The following is a 12,553-nucleotide window of genomic DNA, read 5'->3' on the forward strand; positions in this document are numbered from 1 at the left end:
TTTGTTTTGCCACTTCATCCGCTAATGGAAGTGTTGCAAGACGAGCGATACGTTTTTGGAAAAAGACTTGTGCGTTATCTTTTACTTGAGCCGGCACAACAAATTCACTATCTGCCAAACCGTTTTGCATTTGTTCAAGTGTTAATGCATTACGTAAAATAGCCGCATAAGTATCAGATGTTAAACCATTTTGAGTCAATAATTGTTGATAGCGCGCGTTATCAAATTTACCGTTAGATTGTAAGTTAGGATCGCTTACAATCGCACGTTTGATCATCTCATCACTTACACCTAATTTTAATTCTTTCGCATATTGACGGATTAATTCTTGATCCACCAAACGTTGAATTAAATTTTGACGAAGTACAGTCACAAATTCCACAGAGTCAGTTTTCGCTAGGAAGCTCTCGCCTTCTTGTTGAGCTCGCGCTTCAAACTCTTGGTTATAACGATTTAAGAAATCTTGTTGAGAGATAGTCTCGCCATTTACTTTTGCCGCAAAACTATCGTTGCTGCTATACAGATAACCTGACATCCCACCAATCAAAAATGAAACTGGAATTAAAGCAAAGATCGCTTTTCCGATAAAGCTATGGGCGATGCCATGCATTTTTTCAATTAACATTCAATTATTACCCTTTTAAAAAAGACAAAGTTCGTAAGATTATAATCTAAAAGGCGAAAATTCGCACTTAAAAAACACCATGTTCGTGTAGGATTTTCACAGCCATGACTAATAACACTAACCCGCCAAAAATCTCTGCTTTGCTTTTGAATTTTTTCCCTAAAAAATGACCGCTCTTTACTCCAATAAAAGAGATGACAAAGGTTGTTAAACCTATGATGAAGACAGCCAATAAAATGTCCACAGAAAGAAAAGCAAAAGAGACACCAATGGCTAACGCATCAATACTCGTTGCCACACCAAGTGTTAGCAAGTGTTTTAAACTAATCAATGAGGGAGCGGGTTCATCATTCGAGCTAAGTCCTTCTCGAATCATATTCACACCGATGAGCGCAAGCAAAACAAAGGCAATCCAATGATCCCAATTTTGAATCATCTGACTAAATTGCAGTCCGACAACATAGCCTATCGCAGGCATGATGCCTTGGAATAGCCCAAAACAGCATACGATAGCTAATGCTTGTTTCCATCGAAAAGAGCGCATTGCTAAGCCTCTAGAGATGGAAACTGCAAAGGCATCCATCGAGAGACCAAGCGCAATGACCCACAACATATGAAAAGCCATAAACTAACGTTTATTTTCCAATACAGAAAGAACTGAAAATATTGCCGAGTAAATCATCTGAGGTAAATTGCCCCGTAATTTCACTCAGGTTATCTTGCACTAAACGAAGTTCTTCTGCCAGTAATTCACCCGCATGAAACTCGGTTAATTGGACTAATCCAATTTGTAAATGTTCGGCCGCTTTTTCTAAGGCATCAAGATGACGACGACGAGCCAAGAAACCACCTTCCATCCCTGCTTGGAAACCCATCGCCTGTTTTAAATGCTCACGCAACAAATCTACACCCTGATGTGTTTGGGCGGATAAACAAACGGTTGTTGTTCCATTTTCTTCTTTTAGCCCAACTGCCTCGCCGCTTAAATCTACTTTATTACGAACGATAGTCACCGGCATATTATTTGGCAATTTTGATAAAAATTCTGACCGCACCTTTTCAATATTTTGGCTATCAGGATCGCTACTGTCTAACATTAAGATAATACGATCGGCTTGCTCAATCTCCGTCCAGGCACGCGAGATCCCGATACGTTCAACTTCATCTGTCGCTTCACGAAGCCCTGCGGTATCAATAATATGTAAAGGCATGCCATCAATATGAATATGCTCACGCAACACATCGCGCGTTGTACCTGCAATATCTGTCACAATGGCTGCTTCTCTGCCCGCTAAAGCATTCAGTAAACTTGATTTACCTGCATTTGGACGACCGGCAATCACCACTTTCATCCCTTCACGCAAAATCGAGCCTTGTTTCGCTTCGCTACGAACTAAATCAAGTTGATCAATAATTTCTCGTAATTTTGCTTCGATTTTACCGTCTGCCAAAAAGTCAATTTCTTCATCGGGGAAATCAATCGACGCTTCCACATAAGTACGCAGATAAATCACGGAATCCACTAACTGATTCACTTTATTAGAAAATTCACCTTGTAATGATTTTAATGCTGAACGAGCAGCTTGCTCCGAAGTGGCATCAATTAAATCCGCGATCGCTTCTGCTTGAGCTAAATCTAACTTATCGTTTAAAAAAGCTTGTTCAGAAAATTCACCTGGACGCGCAAGACGAACACCATCAAGTTGTAAAATTCGTTTTAGCAACAAATCTAATACCACTTGTCCACCATGGCCTTGCAATTCCAATACGTCTTCACCGGTAAAGGAATTCGGTGATTTAAAATAAAGCGCGATGCCTTGATCTAATACTGTGCCATCAGCATCTTTAAAAGGTAAATAATCTGCCATTCTTGATTTAGGACATTTACCTAGCACCGCTTGTGCTACTTCAACCGCTTTTGGGCCGGATACACGCAAAATACCAATACCGCCACGTCCTGGCGCTGTCGCTTGTGCGACGATTGTTTCTTTCATAAAAACTCACTAAAAATTAACCGCTCTAATATTGCGGTTATCTTGAGGAAAAATTAATCGTAAAGAGCATTAAGTTTCATTACTTCAGATGCATCAATATAGGAGACCGAGCTCGTTCTTTTTTTATAAATTTGGAGTATTTGCCCATTCTCTACCGAATTATAAACCTTTTTAGAAGTGAATCTTTCATTTCCATATTGATTAGATGAAATATAAATACTATATACCGATTTGTTTTTACGCTTATAAGTAACCTCGGCTATATAGTTTTCTTCTTGTCCCCAAATGGAAACATAGAAAGTTAAGAAAGTGTCTGAAAGTAAGAAAAAGCAACAAAAAAAACCACTACACATAATAATATACCCCAATACTTTCATGAGTATGTGATAAAAAATATTTTCTTTGGGTTTCTTTTTATCGGAAGCTCTTTTAGGTTTTGCCTTCCTTTGTAAAAGGACATTTTCCACTTCCCAATAAATCACGACAAAAAAAGAAGAATGCTTAATACAAGGGAAACATAAACATCAAGACGTGCACCAGGAAGTAGGGTCTTATCCGAAAACGTAGGATATATAATTAACCCAATTAAAATAAATAACGAAATGACTTTTAGTCTTGTATTGAACATCATAAATATATGTAAAAACCGCACCCAAAGGTGCGGTTAGTGATTATTTTTTACGGGTGTGTAACCCTTTTTTCTCTAAACCACGGTAGATCATTTGTTGTTGTACGATAGTGATTAAGTTAGACACTAACCAGTAAAGTACTAGACCTGCCGGGAACCAGAGGAAGAAGAACATGAAGATCAACGGCATAAAGTTCATCACCTTTTGTTGCATTGGATCTGCAACTGGTGTCGGTGACATTTTTTGTAACAAGAACATTGATCCGCCCATTAAGATTGGGAGAATATAGTAAGGGTCTTGTGCCGATAAATCTTGAATCCAACCAAAGAATGGCGCATGACGAAGTTCAACCGCTTCCATAAACGTCCAGTATAATGCGATAAAAATTGGCATTTGAAGGATTAATGGTAAGCAACCGCCAAGTGGATTTACTTTTTCTTCTTTGTAAAGTTTCATCATTTCTTGGCTCATACGTTGGCGATCATCACCAAAACGTTCGCGCATTTCTTGCATTTTCGGTTGCAACATACGCATTTTCGCCATAGAAGTGTATTGTGCTTTTGTGAGCGGATATAAAATCGCTTTAACCACTAAGGTAACACAAATAATTGCTACACCCCAGTTAGATACAATACTTTGAATGAACGTTAATAACCAGAATAATGGTTTCGCAATGAACCATGCCCAACCATAATCGACAGTTAAGTCTAAGTGGTTAGCCACTTCAGCCATTTTGTTTTGTAATTTCGGACCTGTCCATAATGAGCTGGTAATAGTCTCTGTTGCACCAGCTGGAATAGAAACGACTGGACCACGATAACCAATAGACGCAACGTTATTTTTACTGTCTGTAATACTATAAAGTTGGTTATTTACATCTTGATTTGGGATCCAAGCTGATACGAAATAGTGTTGTAAAACAGCAACCCAACCTGCTTTGGTATCGATAGAAAGATTTTTATCTTTCATATCGCTGAAGCTGTATTTTTTGTAATTGGTTTCTGAAGAAGAATACGCACCACCGGTATAAGTAGGCATTGCCACGTTACCGCTGCTTTCAACTAATGTGTGTTTTAATTGGCCGTAAGGTTCAACTTCAATTGCGCTACCACTTTGGTTCACAATTTCAAAGTTAACACCTACATCGTAACTATCACGTTTTAACACAAAGATTTTACGATAAGTCACACCATCTTTTTCAAATGTTAATGGCACAGAAAGTTCATTTTGACCTTCTGCTAATTTGAAATTGTCGCCAGTAACTTGATATTGCGCGCGACCTGCTTTTGTATCGATCCCGTTTTTACCAATTAAACCGCTTTGTGCAATGTAAACATGCTCGTTTGTATCTTTTAACAAGACGAAAGGTTCTTTTGAACCTAATTCTGCATCATATTTTAATAGTTCAGAACTGATTACATCACCACCTAATGTATCCACTTTCAAACGGAGTACATCATTTTCTAATGTGATAATTTGACCTTTTGTTTGTGAATCTGCCACTACTTCAGCAGATGAAGAAGAACTTGCCGGGACATCAGAAGAGGCGGCTGTTGTTTGTTCCGTGGTCTGTTGTTGAACAGGTGGATTTTTATCAAGTTGCCATTGCTGATAAACAAGGAAAGAAATAAAGAGTAGTGCAAGCACTAATAGGCTACGTCTTGAGTCCATTATTTTTTCTCATCGTTATTATTAATCTTTTTCGGCGGAACAGGATCGAATCCACCGGCGCTTAAGGGGTGACATTTTAATACACGTTTTAGCGTAAGCCAACTACCTTTTAACAATCCATGTGTTTTTAACGCCTCAATACCATAACAAGAACAGGTTGGCACAAAACGACAACGTGGCCCGATTAAAGGGCTAATCGCTACTTGATAAAACTTAATTAAAGCGATGAGGATTTTTGTGCCAAACGAATGTGACGTGCCCATAATTTATCCAAAGTTTGTAAAAACGTTTGATTATCAAGCTGACCAATGCCACGTTTCGCCACAAAGACAAAGTCACAAGAAGGCAAATTATGTTGAGATAAACGAAAACTTTCACGAACTAAACGTTTAATACGATTACGATCATGTGCTCGTTTAAGATGTTTTTTAGCCACAGTTAAACCTAAGCGTGGATGCTCAAGATTATTTTTGCGTGCGAGAATGGTAATTTCAGGGGTGCTTGCTCGAAACGGTTGTTCGAAGACATTTTTGAATTGAGTGGGAGTTAGCAATCGTAACTCCCGAGAGAAGTTTAGCTTAATCACTAAAAGAGGTGATTATGCAGATAAACTCTTACGACCTTTAGCACGACGACGAGCTAAAACTTGACGGCCGTTTTTAGTTGCCATACGAGCACGGAAACCGTGAGTACGGCTACGTTTTAATACAGAAGGTTGAAATGTACGTTTCATTGTAATCTACCTAAATCAAAATGGTTTACTGTTTTGATATTCAAAACACAACAAGGGTTATAAAAAATAGACCGCAATTTTAATCATAAATTGGGCTTTCGTCAAATAAGAAAAGAGAAAATTCCGAAATAATCTTCCGTTTCTTCTAAAATCGTGGGGATTATACGGATTTTAGACAAAATCTCAAGCAACCTTTTTGTCTTTTTTTGACGACCAACAGAAGATCTTTTGCCTAAATTATTGTAAAATTCTCTTCGATTTTTAACCGCACTTTTGCGGCTTTTATTTTATACGCATATAACATAAGGATAATTTATCGTGAGCCTTTCTACCCTATGGCAAGATTGCTTATCACAACTACAAGATCAGGTTTCCCCGATGGATCTCAGCACATGGTTACGCCCATTACAAGCGGATATCATCTCGCAAGATCAAGTGGTGTTATATGCGTCAAATATGTTTGTGAAAAGCTGGGTAGAAAATCATTACTTGGCCCAAATTCATCAAATTTGCCAAGCCCTTGCTAAAAATCCAAATTTACAAATTATCGTAAAAGAAGGGGTAAAACCAGCGCCAAAAGCAGTTGAAGCCCCAATTCAAACGAATAATCATCAAGAAAGTGCGGCGAGTTTTCAGCAAGAATCTGATTCATCTACTAAATTTGAATCACATCTAAATCGTAAACATTTATTCGAAAACTTTGTTGAAGGTAAATCAAACCAACTCGCTCGTGCAGTAGGTCAAAAACTTGCTCTTGCACCAGGTGAACCAACGGCAAACCCATTCTTTTTATATGGGGGTACAGGTTTAGGTAAAACCCACTTATTACACGCAATCGGTAATGGTATTTTAGCGAATAAACCGAATGCCCGCGTGCTTTATATCCATGCTAATAATTTTATGCAGCACATGGTCAAAGCGATGCGTGATAATAAGATGGATCAATTCAAAAAATTCTATCGTTCTCTTGATGCATTATTAGTGGATGATATTCAATTCTTTGCAGAAAAAGAAAAAACACAAGAAGAATTTTTCCATATTTTCAATAGTTTATTTGAAACTGGTCGTCAAATCATTTTGACTTCTGACCGCTATCCAAAAGAAATTGAGAAAATTGAAGAACGCCTAAAATCTCGTTTCGGTTGGGGTTTAACCACTGCGATTGAACCACCAGATTTAGAAACCCGTGTTGCGATTTTGCTGAAAAAAGCAGAAGAACATAACATGGAGCTGCCAGAAGAAGTCGCATTCTTTATTGCCCAACGCTTACGTACCAATGTTCGTGAATTAGAAGGTGCATTAAACCGTGTAAAAGCGATGCAAGATTTCAAAGGTGGTCACATTGATATTGATTTTGTTCGTGATACATTAAAAGATATTCTCGCCTTACAAGAACGTTTGGTCACCATTGAAAACATTCAGAAAGTCGTGGCAGAATACTATCGAATTAAAGTGGCTGATTTAAAATCAAAAAGTAGAGCGAGATCAGTCACTCGCCCACGCCAAGTTGCGATGGCATTAGCAAAAGAATTAACCAATAAAAGTTTACCGGAAATTGGCCGTGCCTTTGAACGCGACCATACGACAGTCTTAAATGCCTGCCGTGAAGTGCCCAAATTCCGTGAAAAAGACAGCAGTATTCAAGAAGATTGGGCGAATTTAATTCGCACATTATCTGCATAAGGAGCCAATGATGCAATTTAGCATTTCAAGAGAAAATCTATTAAAACCCTTACAGCAAGTTTGTGGCGTATTGAGCAATCGTCCGAATATTCCTGTATTAAATAACGTGTTATTACAAATTGAAGATAACCGTTTAACGATTACAGGTACAGACCTTGAAGTGGAGCTTTCTAGCTATACTCAACTTTCTTCTTCAACCGCTGATGGCGCGTTCACCATTCCGGCTAAAAAATTCTTAGATATTTGCCGCACGCTATCAGATGAATTTGAAATTACAGTTACCTTTGAAGAAGATCGCGCCATTGTGGAGTCTGGTCGCAGTAAGTTTAATCTCACTACTCTGCCTGCTGAAGAATATCCAAATCTAACAGATTGGCAATCTGAAGTGGATTTTGCCTTACCGCAAAGCACCTTACGTCGCTTAATTGAAGCCACCCAATTTTCAATGGCAAACCAGGATGCCCGCTATTTCTTAAACGGCATGAAATTTGAAACGGAAGGTAATTTATTACGTACTGTTGCAACTGACGGTCACCGTCTTGCTGTTTGTACGATCGAATTAGATCAAGATCTGCAAACCCATTCAGTTATTCTCCCTCGCAAAGGTGTATTAGAACTGAATCGCTTATTAGAAAGCAGTGACGAACTTGCTCGTTTGCAAATCGGCACGAATAATCTTCGCATTCACTTAAACCACATTGTGTTTACCTCAAAACTCATTGATGGTCGCTTCCCGGATTACCGTCGTGTATTACCACGTAATGCAACTCGTATCGTAGAAGGTAACTGGGAAACCTTAAAACAAGCCTTTGTACGTGCTTCGATCCTTTCTAATGAGCGTGTACGTAGCGTGCGTTTAAACTTAAGTGAAAACCAACTTAAAATTACCGCATCTAACCCTGAACACGAAGTAGCAGAAGAAATCGTGGATGTGAATTATCAAGGTGAAGAAATGGAAGTGGGCTTTAATGTAACTTACATTTTAGATGTATTGAACGCCTTAAAATGCCAACAAGTACGTATCCGCCTCACTGATGCGTCATCAAGCTGCTTAATTGAAAACAGCGAAGATGCAAGTGCAGAATACGTCATTATGCCAATGCGCCTCTAGAAATAATGGCCATTTCCCGCTTAATTGTTGAAAAATTTAGAAATTTAAATGCCGTGGATCTTGAATTTGATCACGGCTTTAACTTTTTAGTCGGCAACAACGGCAGCGGAAAAACGAGCTTATTAGAAGCCATTTTTTATCTCGGACATGGACGCTCTTTCAAAAGTGCGGTCGCAAATCGCATCATTTCTTACGACGAACCTCATTTCACGCTTTTTGGCCAAATACAAGAAAGCCAGCATCAATGGTCTGTTGGCTTACAAAAACTCCGCCAAGGCAATACCATCGCAAAAATAAACGGTGAAGACGGCAATAAAATTGCCGATCTCGCTCACCTTTTACCGATGCAATTAATTACACCAGAAGGACTTACCCTATTAAATGGCGGACCGAGTTTTCGACGTGCATTTTTAGATTGGGGCTTATTCCACCACCATAATAGTTTCCATTCATCTTGGGTCGCATTAAACCGCTTATTAAAACAGCGAAATGCCGCATTAAGTCAAAACCAGCCTTATTCTGCGATTAAAATTTGGGATATTGAATTAGCCAAATTAGCCCACCAAGTGAGTGATTGGCGAGCTGAATACGCAGAGGCTTTACGTCCTGAGATCGAAAAAACCTGCCAGTTATTTTTACCCGAATTAGAGATTACTGTTAGCTTTCATCAAGGCTGGGATAAAGAGACTGAATATGGTGAATTATTGGCGCAAAACTTTGAGCGAGATAAAGCCATTGGCTATACGGTTTCTGGTCCGCAAAAAGCCGATTTCCGTTTTAAAGCCAATGGGCTCCCCGTGGAAGACGTACTCTCTCGTGGTCAATTGAAATTATTGATGTGTGCGCTACGTTTAGCACAAGGTGAACATTTAATGATTCAAAAACAGCGTCATTGCATCTTTCTGATTGATGACTTTGCCTCAGAGTTGGATCAACATAAACGAGCCCTACTTGCGGAACGCTTACAACAAAGTGGTTCTCAAGTTTTCGTAACCGCTATTACTCAAGGTCAACTCAAAGAGATGCAAGTGGGAAAAGGAAAATTGTTCCAAGTAGATACCGGTAAGATCACCGTACTACAGTCATAAAAAATAATCCGATCTGTTTAAAGATCGGATTACGTTTAAAACAATACTATTTTTGGCCGCACTTTAGTTTGGTTTCCATTCGCCGTTCAATACGGTACCAATCACGTCATAATCTTTTGTGAATACCGCCAAGTTAGCCACCTTACCCGCTTCAACTGAGCCTAAACGATCATCTACACCGATTGCTCTCGCAGGGTAAAGGTTACTCATACGAATCGCTTCTGCTAATGGAATTTCTACATACTCTACAGCATTCTTAATAGATTCCATCATGGTAATTGATGCACCTGCAATCGTGCCATTTGCATCGTAGCAACGACCTTCTTTCACATAAATTGGTTTTCCTACAAAGGTAAAGGTTTCCAATTCAGGTGGTGCACCTGCAGCAGCAAGAGAATCGGTTACAATGCAAAGTTTGTCACCTTTCGCTTTTTTATCTAAGCGAACGTTACCAAAGTTCACATGCACGCCATCTACAATAATCCCCGTGTAAACATCAGAATCTAACACTGCACCAACTACGCCCATCGCACGTCCTGAACTGATCGGCGACATCGCATTATGCAAGTGTGTTGCAAACGTCGCACCTTTATGAAAGGCAGCTTTCGCCACTTCATAAGTTGCATTAGAATGGCCAATAGACACGATAATGCCTGCTTTCACAAAATCAGGAATATATTGCACCGTTGGGTTTTCAGCGGCAATGGTCAGTTTAGTGATGACATCCGCATTATCACATAAGAAATCTTTCATCTCAGGCGTCGCTTCACGGATATATTCCGGGCGATGTACGCCTTTTTTCTCAAGACTTAAATAAGGGCCTTCGATGTGTAAACCAAGCGCTTGATTTTTATGCTTATTCAAATACTCTCGCATGATACTTACTGCGCGTTTGATATCTTCATCCGGTGCGGTAATAAATGTTGGTAAGAAACTAGTACAGCCTGATTTCAAATTAGTCGCTTGCATAATTTCTAATGTTTCTACGCTTGTTTGATCGTTAAACATCACGCCACCACAACCGTTTAATTGCAGATCAATAAAGCCTGCCGTGAGATTATGACCTTGCAAATCAATGGTTTTAATCCCACTTTCTAATTCGCTTTGTGGAATAACAGATTGAATATATTCCCCTTCAATAACCACTGCATAATTTCTTAACACCTCATTTTTGGTGTAGATTACGCTGTTAATTAATGCATACTTCATCATACCTTCCTAAAATCAAATTAAAATTAACCGCACTTATAACACACTATGAATCGCACGACCTTCCAATTCAGTAAAATATTTCACTGTTTTCACTTTTAATTCTTGCAGAGCAGGCTCATCACATACTAAAACAAAATGGCGATGGAGCTGTAAGGCACTTACTGTCCAAAGGTGATTAATACTGCCTTCTACTGCCGCTTGTACAGCTAAGGCTTTATTATGGCCTGTTGCTAAAATCATCACTTCTTCTGCATCAAGTAATGTACCCACGCCGATTGTTAAAGCATATTTTGGTACTTGATTTACATCGTTATTAAAGAAACGAGAATTCGCAATAATGGTATCTGGCGTTAAGGTTTTAATACGGGTGCGCGAACTTAAAGAAGACGCAGGCTCATTGAAGGCAATATGTCCGTCAACACCTACACCGCCCATAAATAAATGAATTTTACCGTAAGATTTAATTTTTTCTTCATAACGACGACATTCTTCATCATGGTCATTGGTATTACCATTCAAAATATTGATATTTTGTGGTTGAATATCAATATGGTTGAAGAAATTATTATGCATAAAACTGTGATAACTTTCCGGATGTTCTTTTGGCAAACCCACATATTCATCCATATTAAAGGTCACCACATGTTTAAAACTCACTTCTCCCGCTTGATTTAATTTAATCAATTCTTGATAGGTCTTAAGTGGTGTACTGCCTGTTGGTAAACCTAATACAAAAGGACGTTCTGCTGTAGGTTTGAAATGATTAATTCGATCAGCAATATGACGCGCCGCCCAACGGCTAACTTGTTGTTCATTATTTAGAGGAATGAGACGCATAATAACCTTCCTTATCAGTACCACACTGACATTCTTTCCACCCCGCTATAGAGGGAGGAAAGAAGCAAGTGCGGTCACTTTTCCATTAATTTATAAATATTTTGCTTTTAACTCTTTCGCTTTCGCTAATTGCTCTGGTGTTGCTTTCGCTGTCATTGGCTCACGGCAATAACCTGCATCCACACCCTCTAGTTTCAATAACTCTTTGATAGTGAGATATAAGCCATTTGCTAAAATGCCTTCGATAAGGTCATTGGTAACGTGTTGAACTTGAAGCGCATCAGCCAATTTACCTTGTTTGGTTAATTCAAAGATTTGTCTTGCTCGCACACCATTTACGTTGAATGTACTACCAATTGCACCATCTACACCAAGAGATACTGCCGGCACCATCATTTCATCAAAACCAGCCCAAATGAGGTGATTTGGATAAGCTTTTTTCAAGCGTTCTAATAGATAGAAATCCCCTGCCGTAAATTTTACACCTAGCACTTTCGGGTTTTTATAAAGTTCGCCGAATTGCTCAATCCCCATATTCACGCCTGTTAAGAACGGAATTGAGTACACAATCATGTTATTGCCTGTTTCAGCAATGATAGTGTCATAGTAATGTTTGATTTCAGGGAAGCTGAATTTATAGTAGAACGGGGTTACTGCAGAAAGACAGTCATAGCCTAATTCCGTTGCATATTTACCTAATTCCACTGCTTCATGTAAGTTCACACTACCCACTTGTGCGATTAGCGCAACTTGGTCTTTTGCTTCATCTTTCGCGATACGGAAAATTTGTTTTTTCTCTTCCGTAGAAAGCATGAAGTTTTCACCTGTTGAACCGCCTACATATAAACCATCAATTTTCATCTTATCAATGTTATAGCGAATGATTTCACGCAAACCTTTTTCATTGATAGAGCCATCTTCATTGAATGATACTAATAACGCACTAAAAATACCTTTTAAGTTACGCATT

General features: G+C 38.9%; 13 protein-coding genes. 3 read left to right on the plus strand and 10 right to left on the minus strand.

What is annotated here, in order from left to right; genetic code table 11:
- The 7 genes from HMPREF2750_RS10130 to rpmH all read right to left on the minus strand — a co-directional run.
- On the minus strand, positions 1–625 hold a 625-nt coding region (locus HMPREF2750_RS10130; RefSeq protein WP_261660600.1), incomplete at its 3' end, for a SurA N-terminal domain-containing protein.
- A 67-nt stretch (positions 626–692) separates the two neighbouring features.
- Complete coding sequence (locus tag HMPREF2750_RS02885) at positions 693–1,250, minus strand: manganese efflux pump MntP (protein ID WP_070582504.1); 558 nt, start codon at positions 1,248–1,250, stop codon at positions 693–695.
- A gap of 10 nt (positions 1,251–1,260) precedes the next feature.
- Complete coding sequence (gene mnmE, locus HMPREF2750_RS02890) at positions 1,261–2,619, minus strand: tRNA uridine-5-carboxymethylaminomethyl(34) synthesis GTPase MnmE (protein ID WP_070582505.1); 1,359 nt, start codon at positions 2,617–2,619, stop codon at positions 1,261–1,263.
- A 671-nt stretch (positions 2,620–3,290) separates the two neighbouring features.
- A complete protein-coding gene (gene yidC / locus HMPREF2750_RS02900) occupies positions 3,291–4,919 on the minus strand; it encodes a membrane protein insertase YidC (protein ID WP_070582507.1) in 1,629 nt (542 codons plus the stop codon).
- Positions 4,919–5,182 (minus strand): membrane protein insertion efficiency factor YidD, encoded by a 264-nt coding sequence (gene yidD / locus HMPREF2750_RS02905; RefSeq protein WP_005695569.1) that lies wholly within the window; start codon positions 5,180–5,182, stop codon positions 4,919–4,921. The genes yidC and yidD overlap by 1 nt, the downstream gene beginning before the upstream one ends.
- Positions 5,137–5,505, minus strand: a complete 369-nt coding sequence (gene rnpA / locus HMPREF2750_RS02910) for a ribonuclease P protein component (protein WP_014064016.1) — start codon at positions 5,503–5,505, stop codon at positions 5,137–5,139. The genes yidD and rnpA overlap by 46 nt, the downstream gene beginning before the upstream one ends.
- Before the next feature lie 12 nt (positions 5,506–5,517).
- The gene (gene rpmH, locus HMPREF2750_RS02915; RefSeq protein WP_005539760.1) at positions 5,518–5,652 is read right to left on the minus strand and encodes a 50S ribosomal protein L34; all 135 of its coding nucleotides are present in this window, start codon (positions 5,650–5,652) and stop codon (positions 5,518–5,520) included.
- Positions 5,653–5,970: 318 nt separating this feature from the next.
- Between rpmH and dnaA the strand changes: the two genes are divergently transcribed.
- The 3 genes from dnaA to recF are packed head-to-tail and all read left to right on the plus strand — an operon-like array spanning position 5,971 to position 9,534.
- On the plus strand, positions 5,971–7,335 hold the full coding sequence (gene dnaA / locus HMPREF2750_RS02920) for a chromosomal replication initiator protein DnaA (protein WP_070582508.1): 1,365 nt from the start codon (positions 5,971–5,973) through the stop codon (positions 7,333–7,335).
- A gap of 10 nt (positions 7,336–7,345) precedes the next feature.
- Positions 7,346–8,446 carry a DNA polymerase III subunit beta gene (dnaN, locus tag HMPREF2750_RS02925; RefSeq protein ID WP_014064018.1) on the plus strand — a complete coding sequence of 367 codons (1,101 nt, stop codon included), beginning with the start codon at positions 7,346–7,348 and terminating at the stop codon, positions 8,444–8,446.
- 5 nt (positions 8,447–8,451) lie between these two features.
- Positions 8,452–9,534 (plus strand): DNA replication/repair protein RecF, encoded by a 1,083-nt coding sequence (gene recF / locus HMPREF2750_RS02930; protein ID WP_070582509.1) that lies wholly within the window; start codon positions 8,452–8,454, stop codon positions 9,532–9,534.
- A gap of 63 nt (positions 9,535–9,597) precedes the next feature.
- On the opposite strand, the gene nagA is transcribed toward recF, so the two are convergent.
- The 3 genes from nagA to nanA form a co-directional block, all read right to left on the minus strand.
- Complete coding sequence (nagA, locus tag HMPREF2750_RS02935; protein WP_070582510.1) at positions 9,598–10,743, minus strand: N-acetylglucosamine-6-phosphate deacetylase; 1,146 nt, start codon at positions 10,741–10,743, stop codon at positions 9,598–9,600.
- A gap of 36 nt (positions 10,744–10,779) precedes the next feature.
- On the minus strand, positions 10,780–11,583 hold the full coding sequence (gene nagB / locus HMPREF2750_RS02940; protein ID WP_070582511.1) for a glucosamine-6-phosphate deaminase: 804 nt from the start codon (positions 11,581–11,583) through the stop codon (positions 10,780–10,782).
- 90 nt (positions 11,584–11,673) lie between these two features.
- Entirely contained in the window at positions 11,674–12,552 is an 879-nt protein-coding gene (gene nanA, locus HMPREF2750_RS02945) for an N-acetylneuraminate lyase (protein WP_070582512.1), read from the minus strand.
- Between the last annotated feature and the right edge of the window lies 1 nt (position 12,553).

Origin of the sequence: Haemophilus sp. HMSC066D02 (assembly GCF_001810545.1) — a bacterium.
Taxonomy (GTDB): domain Bacteria; phylum Pseudomonadota; class Gammaproteobacteria; order Enterobacterales; family Pasteurellaceae; genus Haemophilus_D.

Bases quoted from the DNA above. Each gene is read 5' to 3' on its own strand.
- nanA (WP_070582512.1), bottom strand. From the start codon at position 12,552: ATGCGTAACTTAAAAGGTATTTTTAGTGCGTTATTAGTATCATTCAAT.
- nagB (WP_070582511.1), bottom strand. From the start codon at position 11,583: ATGCGTCTCATTCCTCTAAATAATGAACAACAAGTTAGCCGTTGGGCG.
- recF (WP_070582509.1), top strand. From the start codon at position 8,452: ATGGCCATTTCCCGCTTAATTGTTGAAAAATTTAGAAATTTAAATGCC.
- yidD (WP_005695569.1), bottom strand. From the start codon at position 5,182: ATGGGCACGTCACATTCGTTTGGCACAAAAATCCTCATCGCTTTAATT.
- mnmE (WP_070582505.1), bottom strand. From the start codon at position 2,619: ATGAAAGAAACAATCGTCGCACAAGCGACAGCGCCAGGACGTGGCGGT.
- nagA (WP_070582510.1), bottom strand. From the start codon at position 10,743: ATGAAGTATGCATTAATTAACAGCGTAATCTACACCAAAAATGAGGTG.
- yidC (WP_070582507.1), bottom strand. From the start codon at position 4,919: ATGGACTCAAGACGTAGCCTATTAGTGCTTGCACTACTCTTTATTTCT.
- HMPREF2750_RS02885 (WP_070582504.1), bottom strand. From the start codon at position 1,250: ATGGCTTTTCATATGTTGTGGGTCATTGCGCTTGGTCTCTCGATGGAT.
- rpmH (WP_005539760.1), bottom strand. From the start codon at position 5,652: ATGAAACGTACATTTCAACCTTCTGTATTAAAACGTAGCCGTACTCAC.
- dnaN (WP_014064018.1), top strand. From the start codon at position 7,346: ATGCAATTTAGCATTTCAAGAGAAAATCTATTAAAACCCTTACAGCAA.